Annotated in this window: 16 protein-coding genes and 1 riboswitch; of the genes, 4 read left to right on the top strand and 12 right to left on the bottom strand. The window is 67.6% G+C overall.

The features are described from left to right. Positions 1 to 140: 140 nt before the first annotated feature. On the bottom strand, positions 141 to 1,220 hold the full coding sequence (locus tag ACVK00_RS27640; RefSeq protein ID WP_284899063.1) for an NAD(P)H-dependent flavin oxidoreductase: 1,080 nt from the start codon (positions 1,218 to 1,220) through the stop codon (positions 141 to 143). Positions 1,221 to 1,490: 270 nt separating this feature from the next. Between ACVK00_RS27640 and ACVK00_RS27635 the strand changes: the two genes are divergently transcribed. Continuing rightward, positions 1,491 to 2,183: a dienelactone hydrolase family protein gene (locus ACVK00_RS27635; protein WP_354122893.1), complete on the top strand. Its 693-nt coding sequence runs from the start codon at positions 1,491 to 1,493 to the stop codon at positions 2,181 to 2,183. An 87-nt stretch (positions 2,184 to 2,270) separates the two neighbouring features. Further along, positions 2,271 to 3,749, top strand: coding sequence for an amidase (locus ACVK00_RS27630; RefSeq protein ID WP_284899285.1), 1,479 nt, complete (start codon positions 2,271 to 2,273; stop codon positions 3,747 to 3,749). A gap of 97 nt (positions 3,750 to 3,846) precedes the next feature. Here ACVK00_RS27630 and metF read toward each other — a convergent pair whose 3' ends face one another. The 3 genes from metF to ahcY form a co-directional block, all read right to left on the bottom strand. After that, a complete protein-coding gene (metF, locus tag ACVK00_RS27625; protein WP_166726096.1) occupies positions 3,847 to 4,677 on the bottom strand; it encodes a methylenetetrahydrofolate reductase [NAD(P)H] in 831 nt (276 codons plus the stop codon). Between the two features lie 24 nt (positions 4,678 to 4,701). Beyond that, the gene (locus tag ACVK00_RS27620; protein ID WP_006477367.1) at positions 4,702 to 5,055 is read right to left on the bottom strand and encodes a phage holin family protein; all 354 of its coding nucleotides are present in this window, start codon (positions 5,053 to 5,055) and stop codon (positions 4,702 to 4,704) included. A 155-nt stretch (positions 5,056 to 5,210) separates the two neighbouring features. Next, a complete protein-coding gene (gene ahcY / locus ACVK00_RS27615) occupies positions 5,211 to 6,629 on the bottom strand; it encodes an adenosylhomocysteinase (RefSeq protein WP_284899182.1) in 1,419 nt (472 codons plus the stop codon). Between the two features lie 34 nt (positions 6,630 to 6,663). Beyond that, positions 6,664 to 6,779, bottom strand: a riboswitch (S-adenosyl-L-homocysteine riboswitch). 227 nt (positions 6,780 to 7,006) lie between these two features. On the opposite strand from ahcY, the gene ACVK00_RS27610 reads away from it, so the two are divergent. Beyond that, positions 7,007 to 8,017 carry a DUF2515 family protein gene (locus ACVK00_RS27610; RefSeq protein WP_228906477.1) on the top strand — a complete coding sequence of 337 codons (1,011 nt, stop codon included), beginning with the start codon at positions 7,007 to 7,009 and terminating at the stop codon, positions 8,015 to 8,017. Then, positions 8,017 to 8,643 carry a flagellar biosynthesis sigma factor gene (locus ACVK00_RS27605; protein ID WP_284899184.1) on the top strand — a complete coding sequence of 209 codons (627 nt, stop codon included), beginning with the start codon at positions 8,017 to 8,019 and terminating at the stop codon, positions 8,641 to 8,643. Before ACVK00_RS27610 ends, ACVK00_RS27605 begins: the two co-directional genes overlap by 1 nt. A gap of 28 nt (positions 8,644 to 8,671) precedes the next feature. On the opposite strand, the gene ACVK00_RS27600 is transcribed toward ACVK00_RS27605, so the two are convergent. The 8 genes from ACVK00_RS27600 to ACVK00_RS27565 all read right to left on the bottom strand — a co-directional run bounded on the left by ACVK00_RS27600 (position 8,672) and on the right by ACVK00_RS27565 (position 18,251). Further along, complete coding sequence (locus tag ACVK00_RS27600; protein ID WP_228906473.1) at positions 8,672 to 9,406, bottom strand: RNA polymerase sigma factor FliA; 735 nt, start codon at positions 9,404 to 9,406, stop codon at positions 8,672 to 8,674. 14 nt (positions 9,407 to 9,420) lie between these two features. Beyond that, positions 9,421 to 10,239, bottom strand: a complete 819-nt coding sequence (locus ACVK00_RS27595) for a MinD/ParA family ATP-binding protein (RefSeq protein ID WP_228906472.1) — start codon at positions 10,237 to 10,239, stop codon at positions 9,421 to 9,423. Further along, the gene (gene flhF, locus ACVK00_RS27590; protein WP_284899187.1) at positions 10,232 to 11,992 is read right to left on the bottom strand and encodes a flagellar biosynthesis protein FlhF; all 1,761 of its coding nucleotides are present in this window, start codon (positions 11,990 to 11,992) and stop codon (positions 10,232 to 10,234) included. Before flhF ends, ACVK00_RS27595 begins: the two co-directional genes overlap by 8 nt. Beyond that, the gene (gene flhA / locus ACVK00_RS27585) at positions 11,989 to 14,091 is read right to left on the bottom strand and encodes a flagellar biosynthesis protein FlhA (protein WP_284899189.1); all 2,103 of its coding nucleotides are present in this window, start codon (positions 14,089 to 14,091) and stop codon (positions 11,989 to 11,991) included. The genes flhF and flhA overlap by 4 nt, the downstream gene beginning before the upstream one ends. Beyond that, positions 14,088 to 15,287 (bottom strand): flagellar biosynthesis protein FlhB, encoded by a 1,200-nt coding sequence (flhB, locus tag ACVK00_RS27580; RefSeq protein WP_284899191.1) that lies wholly within the window; start codon positions 15,285 to 15,287, stop codon positions 14,088 to 14,090. Before flhB ends, flhA begins: the two co-directional genes overlap by 4 nt. A gap of 310 nt (positions 15,288 to 15,597) precedes the next feature. Continuing rightward, positions 15,598 to 15,978 (bottom strand): DUF805 domain-containing protein, encoded by a 381-nt coding sequence (locus ACVK00_RS27575; RefSeq protein WP_228906469.1) that lies wholly within the window; start codon positions 15,976 to 15,978, stop codon positions 15,598 to 15,600. A gap of 361 nt (positions 15,979 to 16,339) precedes the next feature. Beyond that, positions 16,340 to 16,837 (bottom strand): VOC family protein, encoded by a 498-nt coding sequence (locus tag ACVK00_RS27570; RefSeq protein WP_166726197.1) that lies wholly within the window; start codon positions 16,835 to 16,837, stop codon positions 16,340 to 16,342. 169 nt (positions 16,838 to 17,006) lie between these two features. Beyond that, the gene (locus tag ACVK00_RS27565; protein WP_228906468.1) at positions 17,007 to 18,251 is read right to left on the bottom strand and encodes a DUF3443 domain-containing protein; all 1,245 of its coding nucleotides are present in this window, start codon (positions 18,249 to 18,251) and stop codon (positions 17,007 to 17,009) included. Positions 18,252 to 18,261 lie beyond the last annotated feature (10 nt).

Raw genomic sequence — 18,261 nt, 5'->3', positions numbered from 1 at the left:
GGGATTTAAAGCATTCCCGTGTCATTTCGATTCGGTATTTTGTGCACGGGATCATTGAATGAAACGCGCGTGACAGCACGCGCGTTTTCTTCACGTGATAGAGGCGCCGACACGCACCGGTCACACGGCCGTCGACCCATTCATACGGCGATTGCACGCCATTCGGCGTCGAGTGCGTCGACGAGTTGCGACGTCGTCAGCGCGGCGTCGCGCCGCCGTGCGAGCGGCGCGCCCTGCCCGGCCCACAGCGACAGGTAGTCGCCGTCGTTCGCGCGCGCGGCGGCCTGGCGCAGCGGCTGCGTCAGCGCGTTCTGCACCGGATACGATGCGGCATCGGCCACGCGTTCGCCGAGCCGCGCCATCAGCGTGTTGCGCAATCCGCGCGCATGACGCCCGGTGATCGCGCGCGTGACCTGCGTCGACGTATCGGAGCTCGCGAGCAGCCGCGCCTTCCAGTCCGCCGCGATCGCGCTTTCCGCGCACGTCAGGAACGCGGTGCCGAGTTGCGAGGCCTGCGCGCCGAGCGCGAGCGCGGCGGCGATCCCGCGGCCGTCCATGATGCCGCCCGCGGCGAGCACGGGCAGGCCGGTCGCGTCGACGAGCTGCGGCACCAGCGCGAGCGTGCCGATCAGCGCGTCGTCGGCCGAGCCGATGAAGGTGCCGCGATGGCCGCCGGCTTCGGCGCCCTGCGCGGACAGCGCGTCAGCGCCGGCCGCCTGCCATGCGAGCCCTTCGGCGACGTGCGTCGCGGTGCCGATCACGTACGTGCCGGCCGCCTTCAGGCGCGCGACGTCGGCCGCGTCGAGCACGCCGAACGTGAAGCTCGCGACCGGCACCCGCAGCGCGACGAGCGCGTCGAGCTGCGCCCGGAAGTCGGGGGCGTAGCGCGCGGGCGCGGTGCCGGGCGGCAGGCCAAGTTCCGCGTTCAGCGGATCGATCGCGGCGAGCGCGCGGGCAACGCTCGCCGCGTCGGGCGCGGCCTCGGACAACACGAACAGGTTCACGGCGAACGGCCGCGCGGTCGCCGCGCGAATCGCGCCGACTTCGGTCGCGAGACGCTCCGGCTCGAACGCGCCGGCGCCGAGGCTGCCGAGCGCGCCGGCATTGGACGCGGCCGCGACCATCGCGGCCGTGGTGGCGCCGACCATCGGCGCCTGCACGAGCGGCAGGCGCAGGCCGAAGCGTTCGGAAAACGGGGTGGAAAATGCACGGGCGGACATGGCGAATCCTTCGATGACGACGCGCGAAAGCGCTTTGTAAAGGCTGACACATCGACTCTATCGAAGCCGCGCACCGCCGAAAAATGAATAATCGAGATCAAAACGATCGCTGCACGAGAAGCAGGTTCGGGCGCGGCTCCGACCAGCGCTAACACCCGGCAAGCAAGCGCTTGCGCGCGCTGCAGCGCCACAGGATTGGTGGCACACTAGGCCGCCCCTTTTTCCATCCGCGGCGCGCGTGTCGCGCGCCCGTTCGCCAGGAGTTCAAACGTGACTGCCCAATGGATCGACATCCCGACCGGTAACGACAGCTTCGGCGGCTATCTCGCGCTGCCCAAGCGCGGCAAGGGCCCCGCCGTCATCATCATCCAGGAGATCTTCGGCGTGAACTCGCACATCCGCGCGGTCGCCGATCAGTACGCGGCCGACGGCTTCGTCGCGCTCGCGCCGGACGTGTTCTGGCGCACGCAGCCGCGCGTCGAGCTGACCTACGAAGGCGCCGATCGCGACAAAGGCATCGACCTGATGAAGAAGACCGACGTCGGCCTCGCGGTCGCGGACATCGGCGCAGCCGCCGACGCATTGCGCGCACGCCCCGAAGTCGCCGGCAAGGTCGCCGCGATCGGCTACTGCTTCGGTGGCCAGCTCGCGTACCGCGTGGCCGCTGCCGGCAACGTCGATGCGGCGGTCGCCTATTACGGCGGCGGCATCCAGAATGCGCTCGACCTCGCCGGCAAGGTCACGCAGCCGATCCTGTTCCACTACGCGGAGAACGACCACGGGATCCCGCTCGACGCCGTCGAACAGGTGAAGGGCGCGTTCGCGGGCCGCGACAACGCCTCGTTCCATGTGTACCCGGGCGCCGAGCACGGCTTCAACTGCACGGACCGCGCGTCGTACAACCAGCGCGCGTCGGCCCTCGCGCACGGCCGCACGCTGACGTTCCTCGCCGAGCATCTGTAAAGGGCGGCCCGGCCGGTAACGGGCCCGGCACGCCGGGCCCGCGTTATCCTCCTTTCATCGCCACAGGTCACAACGGGGGTGACAGCGATGCACTCGGACTATCTCGCGCATGACGCGATCGGCCTCGCCGCGCTCGTACGCGAACGCAAGGCGAGCCCGCGCGAGCTGCTCGACGCCGCGATCGGTCAGGCCGAAGCGGTAAACGGCGCGGTCAACGCGATCGTGCTGCAGGACTACGAGGCCGCGCGCAAGCGGACGGAGTCGGCCGTCGGCGCCGGCACGGACGCGCCGTTCGCGGGCGTCCCGTATCTCGTCAAGGATCTCGGCGCGGCGGTCGCCGGGCTGCCGCTGTCGATGGGCAGCCGGCACTACCGCTACTTCGTTCCCGCCGACGATTCGCCGTTGATCGCGCGCAGCCGCGCGGCGGGGCTCAACGTGTTCGGCAAGACCAACACGTCGGAAATCGGCCAGATGCCGTACACCGAACCCGAACTGTTCGGCGCGTGCCGCAATCCGTGGAACCTCGATCACACGCCCGGCGGCTCGAGCGGCGGCGCGGCAGCCGCCGTCGCGGCCGGCATCGTGCCGCTCGCGCATGCGTCCGACGGCGGCGGCTCGATCCGGATCCCCGCGTCGTGCTGCGGGCTGTTCGGCCTGAAGCCGAGCCGCAACCCGATGCTGGTCGACCTGCCGTCGAACGGCGAGCTGGTGGTCCAGCACGCGGTGTCGCGCAGCGTGCGCGACAGCGCGCTGCTGCTCGACGTGACGACCGCCCAGACGCTGCCGCCCGGCGCGCCCGGCACCTTTCTCGGCGCGCTCGACACGCCGCCCGGCCCGCTGCGGATCGGCCTCATCGCCGACCCGATGCTCGCCCCGGCGCTCGACGACGACACGCGCGCCGCGCTCGACGACGCAGCGGCGCTCGTCGAATCGCTCGGCCATCACGTCGAACCGGCGACGCTGCACATCGACTATGCGCGCGCGGCCGAGACCTTTCTCACGCTGTGGGCGACGATCGCCGAGGAGCTGGTGCTCGGCGCGCGCACGCTGACCGGACGCACGCCGAAGCGCGCCGAATTCGAACCGGCAACGTGGGCAATGGCCGTGGTCGGGCGGCGCGTCGCTCGCGCGCGGCTGCCGGACGTGCTCGAATGGCAGCGCCAGCTCACCGTGCAGGTCGCGGGCCTCGTGTCGCGCTACGACGTGGTCCTGTGCGCGACGCTCGCGGGGCCGCCGGTCAAGATCGGCGCGTTGCAGCCGACGCCGCTCGAAGCCGCGCAGATGAAGCTGCTCGGCGCGCTGCCGGTGAAGCCGCTGCTGCGGGAAATGCTGGCGAAGTCGTCAGAGAAGGCGTTCGCGTGGGCCGGCTGCACCGAGCTGTTCAACCTGACGGGCCAGCCGGCGATGTCGGTGCCGCTCTACTGGAATGCGCGCGGGCTGCCGATCGGCGTGCAATTCGTCGCGCGCCACACCGACGATGCATTGCTGCTGAAGCTCGCACGTCAGCTCGAACAGGCGCGGCCGTGGTTCGACCGGCGCCCGCCGTTGATGCAGGCGCAGCGCTGACGCAAGCACCATTGCCACCGCGCTCGGCCGGCGGCGAAAAAAAACCCCGCCGGTGTTGGCCGACGGGGCTTTCTGGCATGCAACCGCGCGATGGCGCTTACAGGGCGAGCCGTTCGCAGATGGTCTGCGTCGCGGACGCCGCGTTCAGCGTATAGAAGTGCAGCCCCGGCACGCCCGCGTCGACCAGGCGCTGGCACAGGTTCGTGACGACGTCCGCGCCGAACGCGCGGATCGCGTCGCGATCGTCGCCGAAGCTCTCGAGCCGGCGCGCGACCCAGCGCGGCACTTCCGCGCCGCACATTTCCGAGAAGCGCATCAGTTGCGTGAAGTTCGTGATCGGCATGATGCCCGGCACGATCGGCACGTCCACACCCAGCTTGCGCGCATCGTCGACGAAGCGGAAATACGCGTCGGCGTTGAAGAAGTACTGCGTGATCGCGGAATTCGCGCCGGCCTTCACCTTGCGCGCGAAATTCTCGAGATCGGCCTTCGGCGAGCGCGCTTGCGGGTGGTACTCCGGATAGCCGGCGACTTCGATGTGGAACCAGTCGCCATGCTCGGCGCGGATGAAGCTGACGAGTTCCGACGCATAGCGGAGCTCGCCGACCGCGCCCATCCCCGACGGCAGGTCGCCGCGCAGCGCGACGATGTGGCGGATGCCGTGCGAGCGGTACTGGTCGAGGATCGCGCGCAGGTCGGCGCGCGACGAGCCGATGCACGACAGGTGCGGCGCGGCTTCGAGGCCGTCCTTCTGCATGTCGAGCACGGTGTCGAGCGTGCCCTGCTGCGTCGAGCCGCCCGCGCCGAACGTCACGGAGACGAATTTCGGCTTCAGCGGCAGCAGCTGCGCACGCGTCGCGCGCAGCTTCTCGACGCCTTCCGCCGTCTTCGGCGGGAAGAATTCAAACGAGAGTTCGATCGGTTTCATGATTCGCAAGAGTGGGCCCGGCCGTCAGCCGATGTCGCGCTGCCCGAAGATCAGCGCGGACAGCAGCCACGACACGATGCTGTACAGGATCGAACCGAAGAACGCGGACCAGAAACCCGATACCTCGAACCCCTTGAGCAGCGACGACGCGAACCAGAAGCACAACGCGTTCACGACGAGGATGAACACCCCGAGCGTGACGATCGTGACGGGCAGCGTCAGCAGGATCAGCACCGGACGGATCACCGTGTTGATCAGGCCGAGCACGACCGCGATGATCAGCGCGGTGCCGAAGCTCTTGATGTGGATCGACGGCACGAGGTACGTGATGATCAGCAGCGCGAGGGCGTTGATGACCCAGGTGAGAATGACGCTCATGGAGGGCTCCGGTTCGATTGTCGATCTGTACGGTCAGTGGCCGCCGCCGGCCGCCACGCGTGCCCGCGGGCACGGCGCGACGGCCGGCGATCCGGCACCATGCCGCGATGCCGCGCACGCCCGAAGCGGGACGCGCACGGCACGGCGGCGGCGCATCAATAGCGGTAGTGGTTCGGCTTGAACGGGCCGTCCTTCTGCACGCCGATGTACGAAGCCTGCTCGTCCGACAGCACGGACAGGTTCGCGCCGATGCGCGCGAGGTGCAGGCGCGCGACCTTTTCATCGAGATGCTTCGGCAGCACGTACACCTTGTTCTCGTACTCGGCGCCGCGCACGAACAGCTCGATCTGCGCGAGCGTCTGGTTCGCGAACGAGTTCGACATCACGAACGACGGGTGGCCGGTCGCGCAGCCGAGGTTCACGAGGCGGCCTTCGGCCAGCAGGATCACGCGCTTGCCGTCCGGGAAGATGATGTGGTCGACCTGCGGCTTGATGTTTTCCCACTGGTACTGGCGGGTCGACGCGACGTCGATTTCCGAGTCGAAGTGACCGATGTTGCAGACGATCGCGTTGTGGCGCATCGCCTTCATGTGATCGTGGTTGATCACGTGGTAGTTGCCGGTCGCCGTCACGAAGATGTCGGCCTTGTCGGCCGCGTATTCCATCGTCACGACGCGGTAGCCTTCCATCGCCGCCTGCAGCGCGCAGATCGGATCGATTTCGGTGACCCACACGGTGGCGCCCAGGCCGCGCAGCGACTGCGCGCAGCCCTTGCCCACGTCGCCGTAGCCCGCGACGACCGCGACCTTGCCCGCGATCATCACGTCGGTCGCGCGCTTGATGCCGTCGACGAGCGATTCACGGCAGCCGTACAGGTTGTCGAACTTCGACTTCGTGACCGAGTCGTTCACGTTGAACGCCGGGAACGGCAGGCGGCCGTCCTTTTCCATCTGGTACAGGCGGTGCACGCCGGTCGTGGTTTCTTCGGTCACGCCCTTGATGTGCGCGAGGCGCGTCGAGTACCAGGTCGGGTCGGCGTCGAGGTGCTTCGCGATCGACTTGTACAGCGCGACTTCTTCCTCGTTGGTCGGCTTCGCGATCACCGAACGGTCCTTCTCGGCCTTCGAACCGAGGATCAGCAGCAGCGTTGCGTCGCCGCCGTCGTCCAGGATCATGTTCGCGAATTCGCCGTTCGGCCATTCGAAGATGCGGTGCGAGAACTCCCAGTATTCGTCGAGCGACTCGCCCTTGAACGCGAACACCGGCGTGCCGGCTTCGACGATCGCGGCAGCGGCGTGGTCCTGCGTCGAGAAGATGTTGCACGACGCCCAGCGGACATCGGCGCCGAGCGCCTTCAGCGTCTCGATCAGCACGCCGGTCTGGATCGTCATGTGCAGCGAGCCCGCGATGCGCGCGCCCTTCAGCGGCTGCTGCGCCTTGTATTCGTCGCGGATCTGCACGAGGCCGGGCATTTCGGTCTCGGCGATGTTCAGTTCCTTGCGGCCCCAGGCGGCAAGCGCCATGTCGGCGACGACGTAATCCTTGGAAGCTTGCGAATCGATAATGGCGTTCATCACGCCCTCCTTTCTAAAAAAGTTCTAGAAATTGGTGACGTGAGCGCCGTTCAGGAAGCGGGGCCGGCGCGAATCTCGCCGCACGGCTGCTTGGTGAAGCTCTCCGAGCCTGGCGGACGCAGAAGGTCCGTCGCAACGCTCCTCGGAAAACGGGAGGGATTGTAGCAAATCGCGACGAAAATTTCTTGTGTCGGACCGTTGAATGCCATACGCGGCGACGCGCTGCTCGAAGCGCGCCCTTTTATTGAGACGGGCGCGGCGCGGGCTGCGCTAGATTGACGCAGCGCGCGGCTCAGGGTCGCGGCATGAGCGCGACGCCGCAACGGCTGTCCTGGCGGCGCACGAGAAACCGCTGGACACAAGAACGAGTGAGAGAAATGTCGAAGTGCGACGATCGACGTTGCCCGATTTGCTACCCGAATTGGCGAGAGGAAGAGGCTGCGGCAAACCAGCGTGCGGAGGACGACCGACAGGATTGCGTGAACGGCTGGCGCCACTTCCAGAGACAGGCTGAAGCCATTGTCTCGGATGGCGACCCGATATCGATCAATCGGCGGATCAACGCAGCCTACGCGCAGCTCTGGCTCGACGATCGCCGGTTTCAATGGGCGGGGCTCGCCGCGTTTGCGTCGAAGCAGGTCGGATGCGGTCTGCTGAACGCAGCCGACATGATCGCCAGATCGAATCGTCAGCGCGATGCGTACCAGCGTTGGGAACGGGCCAGTTCCCCGCTGGAGCGCTTGTCGCCTTACGGGTCGCCGCGAATGCCGGTGCACGATCAAGCCTACGGGGAAGGTTCACGCAAGGCGTATGAAATGCTCGCCAAGGGAAACGCGGCGCTGTTTCTTGATATCTGGCCGCTGCACATGTTCTACAAGGAGTTCGGCTTGCAGCGATTCGAGCGCTGCCTGAAAGAACGGGAGCAGCTCAGGGGAACAGTTCGCTGGCCGATTGGCGACAGTGTTCGGTTTGCGGCCGTCAAGGATGAAATTCGAAGTGGATTCCGGGCAATCGACACGGGCACCCTGAGCGAGGGTGTCAGGTGGCTGGCTCGACATGAGCAACTGAACATTCTCCAGCCCGCCATGTACGACGATCCATACTTCGCGATATTGATGCGAGCCAATCAGTTTGCCTGGGCGCTCAACATTCCGTCAGCGTCGTCTCGAGAAATCCAGTTGACCCTTGCCAATCAATGCACGGTCAGTGGCGGGAATGCACAGCAGGAAGTGTTCAGCAAGCAACCGCTGGCAAACCTCGCCAATGCGGATCAGCGGATGGCGTTTGTGATGCGCGCTGCGCGTCGCTTCGACGATCTGCTGAGCGATCCAATTCAGCGTGTGCTTGTGGAGAATTCACTGCGTCTCATCGCGCAAGGGGGCCGTTGATGAAAAGCAGGAAAATTGGCTGGCGCTGGCGGATAGCAAGCGCCACGCTTGCGCTGGCTGTCTTGTGGGGGAGCTTCGTGGCGCTTCGCCCCGGTGATCAGGTTACCCTGACGATCGGCGAGCCGTATGAGCAGGTACGTCAGCAATCCCGCTCGACCTTGCCGATTGCGACGCAGGACAATTCGATCGACCTGCATGTCAAACGGCCAGCCGCCTTTCGGTTCAGCGACAGTCAGTATGGATTCGTGACGCCGGCAGCAAAGTTTCTGAGCCTCTACGCGGACGAGCGTGGAGCAGTCCGGGCAGTCACGTTGTCTCCGCAGACAAAGACCCTGCCGCTGGACGAGACGATAGCGATCCTGCTCGATTTACAGGACCAGTTGCGGCGTGCAGGCTGGCGTCAGATTTTCGCTGCGCAGCATCCGCCGATCAGCGACACCCGCGATATGAAAGCGCTCATGCGTGCCAATCTCGCGCCGCAAACATTCTGGCTGGCTGGCGACAAGTACCAGGTATCGATCGACGTTCGCCGCTTCGTCCACGAAAACCGGCCGGACGACGAGCGTTATCTGATTACGCTGCAATTGAGCGGCCCGCCTCTGATGGAAGACCTGCCGGGCGGATGACGTGCCGCGCCGCCGTCGGCCCGCACATTCAGCTCTCCGCACCAACCCACGCCTGTTCGCGCAACCGCGCGCGCAGGCGCGCGACGGCCTGGCTGTGCAGCTGGCACACGCGCGACTCGCTGACCTCGAGCACCGCACCGATCTCGCGCAGGTTCAGCCCGCGCTCGTAGTACAGCGACATCAGCAGCTTCTCGCGCTCGGGCAGGCGGTCGATCGCTTCGACGAGCGCCTCGCGCAGGTGGTCGTCGAGCAGCGCCGACAGCGGATCGGCGTGATCGACGCGATAGCGGTCGAGGAACGGCTCGTCGTCGGCCGCGCGGTCGAAATCCTCGTAGTAGATGAGCTGGCTGCCGTGCAGGTCCTGCAGCATCCCCTGGTATTCGTCGAGCGGCATCTTCAGGTGCTGCGCGATCTCGGTCTCGCTCGCCGAGCGGCCGAGCTGCTGCTCGACCTGGTGCACCGCGTACTCGACCTCGCGCGACGTCTTGCGCAGGCTGCGCGGCAGCCAGTCGTTGCTGCGCAGCTCGTCGAGCATCGCACCGCGGATGCGCTGGGTCGCGTAGGTCTCGAACTGCGCGCCCTGATCTTCCTTGTAGCGGCCGGCCGCGTCCATCAGGCCGATCATGCCGGCCTGGATCAGGTCGTCGAGGTCGACGCTCGCCGGCATCTTCGCGACGAGCTGCAGCCCCAGGCGCCGCACGAGCGGCGCGTATTGCGCGAGCACGTCGGCCTGGGTCATCTTGCCTTGAGCGTTGTACATCATGGCTCTCTCCTTCCTCACGCGGCGTGAGCCGCACCCGCCTCGTACGACGGCTTGCCGCCCGCATGCACGGCACGCCCCGCACCCGAACTCGGGCGCATCGGCCAGTACAGCAAATCGGCGGCAATCTGCCGGTAATCGCGCGCCGCGGCCGACGACGGGAACGCGTCGACCACGGTATGCATCAGGTCGCGCGCATGCTCGGCGAGCGGATCGGCGCTCACGCAGCCGGCGTCGGCGATCGACACCGTCAGGTAGCGGCTCGCGACGCCCGCGAGGTTGTCGAATGCGGTCCTGGCGTCGGCGTGGCTGCCGACGTGATTGGTCAGCACGCGGAACTGCGCGACCGCGTGCGCGAAATGCAGCCGCTTCATGCACGCGTAGGCCTCGGTGATCGCCTGCGCGGCAACCCGCGTGACGATCAGCACGTCGTGCGCCTCGCGCGCGAGCGCGGAGAACGCGCCGTCCGCGCCGAGCTGCGCGTCGACCAGCACGATGTCGGCCTGGCCGTCGATGAAATCGCTCAGCTGCGTGTCGCTGTAGCCGTCGCGCGCGAGCCGCGCGGCCGCGCACAGGCCGAACCCGGCGGCGACGCGCGTGCGTTCGCCGTCGCGCAGCCACGCGCCCGCAAGCGTTGCCGAAGCCGAATGCACGTCGGCACGCTCGTCGACGACGAGCACGTCCTTGCCGAGCGCGGCCAACGCGGCCGCGACGTTCAAGACGGTGGTCGTGCAACCGACGCCCGCCGGCCCGCCCGTCACCGCGACGATGCGCGATGCGCGCCCGGCCAGCAGGCGCCGCAGCCCTTCTGCCTGGTCGATGATCCGTTTATCCAAATCGCACCTCGTGCAGATCGGCGGTGGAACGGGCGGTCAGTGCGGAAAGCAGCGTCGGCATGTCCTCGTCCTCGGGCACGAAGGGCGAACCGTCGCGCGGCACACAGAACGCGCTCTTCAGCAGGAATTTGGTCGACGCGACGTACAGGTTCTCCGGCACCTTCTGGCCGGTCGACACGTAGTGAATGGGCAGCTTGTAGCGGATCACGGTGTCGAGTACGCCGCCGAGGTGAGTCGCCTCGTCGAGCTTCGTCAGGATGCAGCCGGCGAGATCCGGATACTCGGCCGCGCTGCGGTAGGCCTGGACGACCTCGTTGAGCGTGTCGCCGTGGCTCGTCGCGTTGAGCAGCAGCAGGCGCTGCACCGGCGCGTTCGCGCCGTGCAGCATCGCGATCTGGTCCGACAGCGCGCGATCGCGCTGGCTCATGCCGATCGTGTCGATCAGCACGATGTGCTTGTTGCGCAGCTCGGACAGCGCAAGTTCGAGGTCGCCGGCATCCTTCACCGCGTGCACGGGCACGCCAAGGATCTTGCCGAAGATGCGCAGCTGCTCATGGCCGCCGATCCGGTAGCTGTCGGTGGTCAGCAGCGCGACCTTGCTCGCGCCGAAGCGCATCACGCAGCGCGCCGCGAGCTTCGCCGTGGTGGTCGTCTTGCCGACGCCGGTCGGCCCCATCAGCGCGAACACGCCGCCGCGCTCCATCAGCGCGTCTTCGTTCTCGAGCACCGGCAGGTTCGCCGCGAGCACCGACTGCGCCCATTCGGCGGCCTGCTCGAAGGTCTGCGCGCCGTCGCCGGACGGCAGGTTGTCGACCATCATGCGCACCAGCTGCGCGGAGAAACCGGCCGAGAACAAGTGCTTGGTCAGCGCGCCGTGCACCGGGCTGCGGCGCTGGCGGTCATGCCACATCAGGCTGTCGAACTGCTCTTCCATCATCCCGCGCATCGCGCCGAGCTCGTGCATCACCGTGTCGTTGACGATGCTCTCGATGCGCGCCTTCACCGCGTCGGCCACCGCGGCGGCCGCGTCGGCGGACAGGGGCGTGCGTTCGGCCGGCTTCGCGGCGCTCCTTTCGCTCGTTTCGCTCGCGCGGACGGCGGCGGCCGCGGACGGCATCCGGCGTTCGGCGTTGCGCACGATGTCGCGCGCCCAGCCGGCCGGCGTCGCGGACGCCGCGTCCTGCTGCATGCGGGCCGGCGCCGGTGCTTGCGGCGCGGCCGATGCCGCCTGCGCGCGGGCGATCAGCGCTTCGCGCTGCTGCGTCAGGCGCTTCGCGTGCTCGACGAGCCACGGCGCGGGTTCGGACGACGCTGCCGGTGCGCCGGCAGCGGGTGCAGGCGTAACCGATGACGGCGCCGCCGCGTCCATTGCGTGTGAGTCAGCATCGAAGGCGGCCGGTTCCGTCGCTTCGGCGCTTGCGCCGAACACCGACGAGAACACGTCCGGCAGCCCGCCGTCGCCGGCTACATACGGATTCACGGCCGGGCGCGCGAGCGCGGCGCCCGGGCGCGACACGATGCCCGGGACGGCCGCGGCCGGCACGGATTCCGGTGTGCGCGACGCAACGGTGCGCGGGCGGGCGGCGGCCGGCGGCGTGACCGCGGCGAGATCCGAGTCGGCGAGTGCGACGATTTCGACGCTGCCGTCATCGAGCGTGCGGTTCGACAGCACGACGGCGTCGGCGCCCAGGGCCTCTCGCACGAGGCGAAGCGCGTCGCGGCTGGTCGCGCCGGTGAATTTGCGAATGTTCAAGCGGAACCCCCGATGACGTTAACGACTTTGATCGTGCGTGTGTCCGGCACTTCGGCGTACGACAGCACTTTCAGTTGCGGCAGGCTGCGGCGCAGGAAACGCGCGAGCATCGCGCGCAGCGCGTGCTGCACCAGCAGCACGGGCGGCAGCCCGAGATTCTGTTGACGCAGCATCGCCTGTTGCGTGCCGGTCAGAAGGTTGTGCGCGAGGCCGGGCTCGAGGCCCGGGTTCGCACCGGTGGCGAGCGCCTGCGACAGCACGCGCTCGAGATTCGAATCGAGGCCCATCACCTGCATCTCGCCCGCGCCCGGATACCACTGCTGCGTGATCGCGCGGCCGAGCGACAGCCGCACCGCGGCGGTGATCTCGTACGCGTCGCCGCGGCCGGCATGTTCGGACACGGCCTCGAGGATCGTGCGCATGTCGCGGATCGGCACGCCTTCCTCGAGCAGGTTCTGCAGCACTTTCTGCAGGGTCGTCAGCGAGATCGTCTTCGGCACGAGGTCCTCGACGAGCGACGGCGCATCCTTGCCGGTGCGCTCGACGAGCGCCTGCACTTCCTGGCGGCCGAGCAGTTCGGCCGCGTGCTGGACGACCAGATGGTTCAGGTGCGTCGCGACGACCGTGCTCGCATCGACGACCGTATAGCCATACACCTGCGCCTGCTCGCGCATCGCGACGTCGATCCACACGGCCGGCAGCCCGAACGCCGGGTCCTGCGTCGCGGCGCCCGGCAGCGCGGCCGTCACCTGGCCCGGGTTGATCGCGAGCCACTGGCCCGGGAACACTTCGCCCGCGCCGATCTCCACCCCCTTCAGCGCGATCCGGTACGCGTTCGGCCGCAGCTCGAGGTTGTCGCGGATGTGGATCACCGGCGGCAGGAAGCCGATTTCCTGCGCGAATTTCTTGCGGATGCTCTTGATGCGCTTGAGCAGTTCGCCGTCGCTGTTCTTGTCGACGAGCGGAATCAGCCGGTAGCCGACTTCGAGGCCGAGCGGGTCGATCAGCTGCACGTCGTCCCAGGTCGCCTCGTGGCTGTCGCCCGGCAACGCGGCGGGCGGCGCGACCTCGGTCACGTCGCCGGCGGCCAGGCGGGCCGCCGCGCGGCGGCTCTGCGTGCGGGCCAGCCAGATCGCGCCGGCGCCGAGCGCGAGGAACGCGAAGTGCGGCATGCCGGGGATCAGCCCCATCAGCACGATGATCGCGCCGGTGATGTTCAGCACGCGCGGGTTCGTGAACAGCTGGCCGGTGATCTGCGTGCCGATGTCCTCGTCGGTCGCCACGCGCGATACGATCACGCCGGCCGCCGTCGAGATCACGAGCGACGGGATCTGCGCGACGAGGCCGTCGCCGATCGTCAGCAGCGTGTAGTTGGTGCCGGCCGCCGCGAAGCTCATGTCGTGCTGCACCATCCCGACGATCAGCCCGCCGATCACGTTGATCGCCATGATGATCAGGCCCGCGATCGCGTCGCCGCGCACGAACTTCGACGCGCCGTCCATCGACCCGTAGAACTCGGCTTCCTGCGACACGGCCAGGCGGCGCTTGCGGGCCTGCTCTTCGTTGATGAGGCCCGCGTTCAGGTCGGCGTCGATCGCCATCTGCTTGCCGGGCATCGCGTCGAGCGTGAAGCGCGCGGACACTTCGGCGATCCGCCCCGCGCCCTTCGTGATCACCATGAAGTTGATGATCATCAGGATCACGAACACGACGATGCCGACCGCGAAGTTGCCGCCGACGAGGAAGTGGCCGAACGCCTCGATCACCTGGCCCGCCGCGTCGGGGCCGGTGTGGCCCTCGAGCAGCACGACGCGCGTCGACGCGACGTTCAGCGACAGGCGCAACAGCGTCGAGAACAGCAGCACGCTCGGGAACGCCGCGAAGTCGAGCGGCTTCATCGTGTACATGCTGACGAGCAGCACCATCACCGACAGCGCGATGTTGAAGGTGAACAGCAGATCCAGCAGCAGCGGCGGCAGCGGCAGGATCATCATCCCCAGGATCATGCAGATGAGGATCGGGCCCGCGAGCCCGCGCAGGTTGGTGCCCGCGAACGGGTTCGCGCGTTTGGCGAACAGGCCGGTGGTCGGGGTGCTCATGCTGCGTTCCCTTGCTGGCCGAGCGTGTCCTCGGCTTCTTCACGCGCGTCGTCGGCCGATACCGACGTCCCCTTGTCGAGGTCGGCCGGCACCTCGAGATCGACCGGCGCGGCCGGGAAGGCGCCGCCTTCCGAGCGGAAGCGCCGCAGCTGGTAAACCCACGCGAGCACCTCGGCGACGGCCGAGTATAGCGAGCCGGGAATCTCGCGTTCGATTTCGACGTTGTGATACAGCGCACGCGCGAGCGGCGGCGCTTCGAGCAGCGGCACGTTGTGCTCGGCGGCGAGTTCGCGGATGCGCGCGGCGACGAGGTTCACGCCCTTCGCGACGACCTTCGGCGCGCGCATCTCGCCGTCCGTGTATTGCAGCGCGACGGCGAAGTGCGTCGGGTTCGTGACGACCACGTCGGCCTTCGGCACGGCGGCCATCATCCGGCGCCGCGCGATCGCGCGCTGCTGCTGGCGGATGCGGCCCTTCACGTGCGGATCGCCCTCGTTCTCGCGATGCTCGCGCTTCACTTCTTCCTTCGTCATGCGCAACTTCTTGTTGTACTGCCAGATTTGGTAAGGCACATCGAGCGCGGCGACCACCAGCATCCCGGCGACCGTCGCGCCGCAGCACACGGCGACCAGATGCATCGCATCGGCGAGCGCCGAGCCGAGCGGCTGGGTCGCGAGACCGAGCAGCTCGTCCTTGCTGCGCCAGATCGTGATGCCGCCGATCCCGCCGACGACCAGCGTCTTCGCGAGCGACATCAAGAGCTGGATCGGCCCCTGGATCGAGAAGATGCGGCCGAGGCCCGAGATCGGGTTCAGGCGGTCGAACTTCAGCTCGAAGGTCTTCTGTGAGATCAGCCAGCCGCCGAGCGCCATCGGCGCGAGCAGCGCGGCAAGGCCGGTGAGCGCGAGGATCGGCAGCAGCGCGGCAAGCCCTTCGATGCTCGCGCTGCCGGCCGCCGACAGCATCCGGTGCGTGTCGAACGCGGTGGCGCGATCGAACGCGAACGCGCCGCGCAGCATGGCCTGGAGATGGGCGCCCGACGGACCCGCGAGCAGCCACGCGCCGTAGAACCCGGCCGCGAGCAGCGCGAACGAAGCCAGCTCGCGCGAACGCGCGACCTGCCCCTCCTCGCGCGCCTTTTCGCGGCGTCTCGGAGTGGCGGCTTCGGTTCTGTCGAGATCGCTCTCGTCTGCCACGGGGCCTCCAGTCGGGTACGGCGAAATGCCGCTTTCCAGTGACACCGATTATTCATGCGCACGTCAAACGCCGATCGGTCGAGCAAAGCCGGGAAAGGGGGGTATTTCGGGGAATCGGGCAAGCCGGTGCGGCGCGAGGCGGCGGGTGGGTGCGGCGGGCGGAAGACGGTGGGGAAACGCGTATGCGGGCGGGTGTGGTGAGGTGGTGAGGTGGTGAGGTGGTGAGGCGGGAAAGCGGTGAATCGAGGCAGCCGCGAAGCGATCATCGGCCCGCCCCGACGCGACGGCCGCGCGTCGGGGCGGCTGGCGCTCAGATCGCCGGGATCGGATCCGTGCCGAAGCGGTTCGGGCCGTTCGTGCCGCGCGAGCACATCCACACGAGCAGCAGGATCCCGCCGATGAGCGGAATGCACGCGATCAGCAGGAACCAGCCGGAGCGGCCGGTATCGTGCAGGCGGCGGACGGTGACCGCGAGGCTCGGCAGCACCAGCGCGAGCGACACGACCAGCGCGACGATCGCCAGCAGCAGCGGAATCGCGCCGCTTTCGCGGCCGGCGGCGGCGAGCAGCTGGACGGCGATCGACACGACGCCGGTGAGCAGCGCGAAATACCAGTACTCGGCGCGACGTGCGCGGCCTTCGAATTTCGCATACTGATTGAATACGGAACGAACGGCTTCGGTGAAATTCATCTTATTGCCCTCCTGTTTTAAATCGACGACCCCGGAAACAACGCGGGCATTATAAGTTTGAATTTCCACACATCGCATCTCTTTTCGCGTGCCGCTCGCCGTCGTGGCGTCTTCGCCGCGCCAGAGCGGCCACAGCGACGGTGCGCGGTATCACCGAGTGCATGTCACGCCATTTTTATAATCGCAACGCCCCGACAAAAATATCATCCGGATAATCCATGAATTGATTACACCAGGATGAAACGAATCACGATCGATAATCGAAACAATCGGTTGGCGATCGATTTACCGGCCGGCCGGGAATAGCTTCGGGGCGTCGCATGCGCGCGTCGACAATACCGCCTCCCGGCCGACATCGGCGCTAGCCGGCCGCCGCCTGCTGCAGCGCATCGAGATCGAGCTTCTTCATCTTCATCACCTGCGCCATCACGCGTTCGGCGCGTGCCGGGTCGCCCGCCATCAGCTCGGACATCTGCACGGGCACCACCTGCCACGACACGCCGAAGCGGTCGCGCAGCCAGCCGCACTGCTGCGCGCGCTCGTCGCCGCCTTCGGAGAGGGCGGCCCAGTAGCGGTCGATCTCGCGCTGGTCGCGGCAATTGACGACGAACGACACGGCCGGCGTGAGCGGAAATGCCGGGCCGCCGTTGAGCGCGAGAAACGCCTGCCCGTCCAGTTCGAACGACACCGTCATCACCGCGCCCTCGGCCTGGCCCGACGCTTGCGCGCCGGATTTGCCGTAGCGGGCGACGTGCAGGATGCGCGCGTCGTCGAACACCGACACGTAGAAGCGGGCGGCCGCCTCGGCGTCCTGGTCGAACCACAGAAACGGCGTGATGCGTTGAATGCGCTGACTCATGGCGCTGTCTCCTCGATGTCGTGCCGGCACCGGTGCCGGTCTTATATCGTAGGCGCTGTGTCGGCGCGGCGCGGCCGCCCGGTACGTAGTCCGCCTGCAGCCCGCCGCCGGCGGGATAAAAAAAGGGGGCGATCGCTCGCCCCCTCTTGCTGCTGCCGTTCGTGCGCGCTCAGAACGCGACGTAAGGCTGCGCGCCGCCGCTCGACGTCTTGTCCATCCCGAAGTAGATCGTCTTGCCGTAGAAGTGCGGCATGCCGATATCGAGCCAGCCGGCCGCGCCGAACGGGCCGGCGATGTCGTTGAACGCGAACGTCGACGCGTTCGCGAACAGCGAATCGGCGTTCGCGACGGGCATCGACACGCCGCCCGACGTACCGTTCTTGCCGGTCAGCGTCGCCGTATAGGTGGTCGACGACGACGGGCAGTAGAACTGCGTATTGGTCGTGCAGGATTTCTGCGCCGAATCGTTGAAGAAGTACGCGTTCGAGCCCGTATCGAAGAACGCGGTCACGCTGCTGCCGAGGAACGTCGCGCTCACGTCGCCCGTCGTCGACGACGTCAACACCGTCGACGCCCCGAGCGCGTTGTTGCTCTGCGTGCCGATCCCGAACGTCAGCAGGCCCGTCGCGCTGCCCTGCCCGTTGTTCGAGATGCTCGGCATCTGCACGATCACGCCGTTGTTGTCGGTCGCGAAGCGATGGACCGGGTTGGCCACCTGCTGCGCCACCGGCACCGGCGTCACCGCGCAGCTCGCATTGCCGTTCGGGCACGCGTAGTAGTTGTTGAACGTCGCCGACGTCGACGTCGCGCAGTTGGTGCCGCAATCGACCGGCGCCGGCCCGATGCCGAGGATGCCGTTCGCGCCGAGGTCGTTCGCCGTGTTGGCCGACGCGCCGCCGTTCGTGCACGAGCTCGGTACGTTGCTCGTGCCGAGGTCGCCGATGATCTGCACCGGCAGCGAACCCGCCTGCTCGGAGCCGATCGTCAGGTCGACGGTACGCACCGTGCCCCAGGTGTAGCTCGACACGAACTTCCCGCATTCGGCGACCGGCGCGCCGCCGCTCGTCACCTGCGGCAGCTTGTTCAACACGCCCGACACGGCGCTGCCGACCAGCCGCAGCCCGTACGACGCGGTGTCGACGAGCACGTTGTTGACCACCTGGCAGTTCGACGTGCCCGGCGCGCAGATCTTCACGTTGACGGTCGGGATGTTGATCACGTGCGCGACGCCGGTGCCGACCGTGATCACGGCCGTGTTCGCGGTGTTGCCGTCCGATACGTTGCCGCCACCATTGCCGCCGCCGCTACCGCCGTTGTTGTCGTCGCCGCCGCCGCATGCGGTCACGAGCATGGCCGTGGCCGCCGCCAGGCTCAGCAGGCCGACCCAGCGCTTGAAGGTACGAGGAATTCTCAAGATCGCTCTC

The sequence above is a fragment of the Burkholderia sp. PvR073 genome, from assembly GCF_054055695.1.
Note: the sequence above shows the minus strand (reverse complement) of the source record. Positions and strands in the feature narration are given on the sequence as shown.

Bases quoted from the DNA above. Each gene is read 5' to 3' on its own strand.
- ACVK00_RS27640 (WP_284899063.1), bottom strand. From the start codon at position 1,220: ATGTCCGCCCGTGCATTTTCCACCCCGTTTTCCGAACGCTTCGGCCTG.
- ACVK00_RS27630 (WP_284899285.1), top strand. From the start codon at position 2,271: ATGCACTCGGACTATCTCGCGCATGACGCGATCGGCCTCGCCGCGCTC.
- metF (WP_166726096.1), bottom strand. From the start codon at position 4,677: ATGAAACCGATCGAACTCTCGTTTGAATTCTTCCCGCCGAAGACGGCG.
- ACVK00_RS27620 (WP_006477367.1), bottom strand. From the start codon at position 5,055: ATGAGCGTCATTCTCACCTGGGTCATCAACGCCCTCGCGCTGCTGATC.
- ahcY (WP_284899182.1), bottom strand. From the start codon at position 6,629: ATGAACGCCATTATCGATTCGCAAGCTTCCAAGGATTACGTCGTCGCC.
- ACVK00_RS27610 (WP_228906477.1), top strand. From the start codon at position 7,007: ATGTCGAAGTGCGACGATCGACGTTGCCCGATTTGCTACCCGAATTGG.
- ACVK00_RS27605 (WP_284899184.1), top strand. From the start codon at position 8,017: ATGAAAAGCAGGAAAATTGGCTGGCGCTGGCGGATAGCAAGCGCCACG.
- ACVK00_RS27600 (WP_228906473.1), bottom strand. From the start codon at position 9,406: ATGATGTACAACGCTCAAGGCAAGATGACCCAGGCCGACGTGCTCGCG.
- flhA (WP_284899189.1), bottom strand. From the start codon at position 14,091: ATGAGCACCCCGACCACCGGCCTGTTCGCCAAACGCGCGAACCCGTTC.
- ACVK00_RS27575 (WP_228906469.1), bottom strand. From the start codon at position 15,978: ATGAATTTCACCGAAGCCGTTCGTTCCGTATTCAATCAGTATGCGAAA.
- ACVK00_RS27570 (WP_166726197.1), bottom strand. From the start codon at position 16,837: ATGAGTCAGCGCATTCAACGCATCACGCCGTTTCTGTGGTTCGACCAG.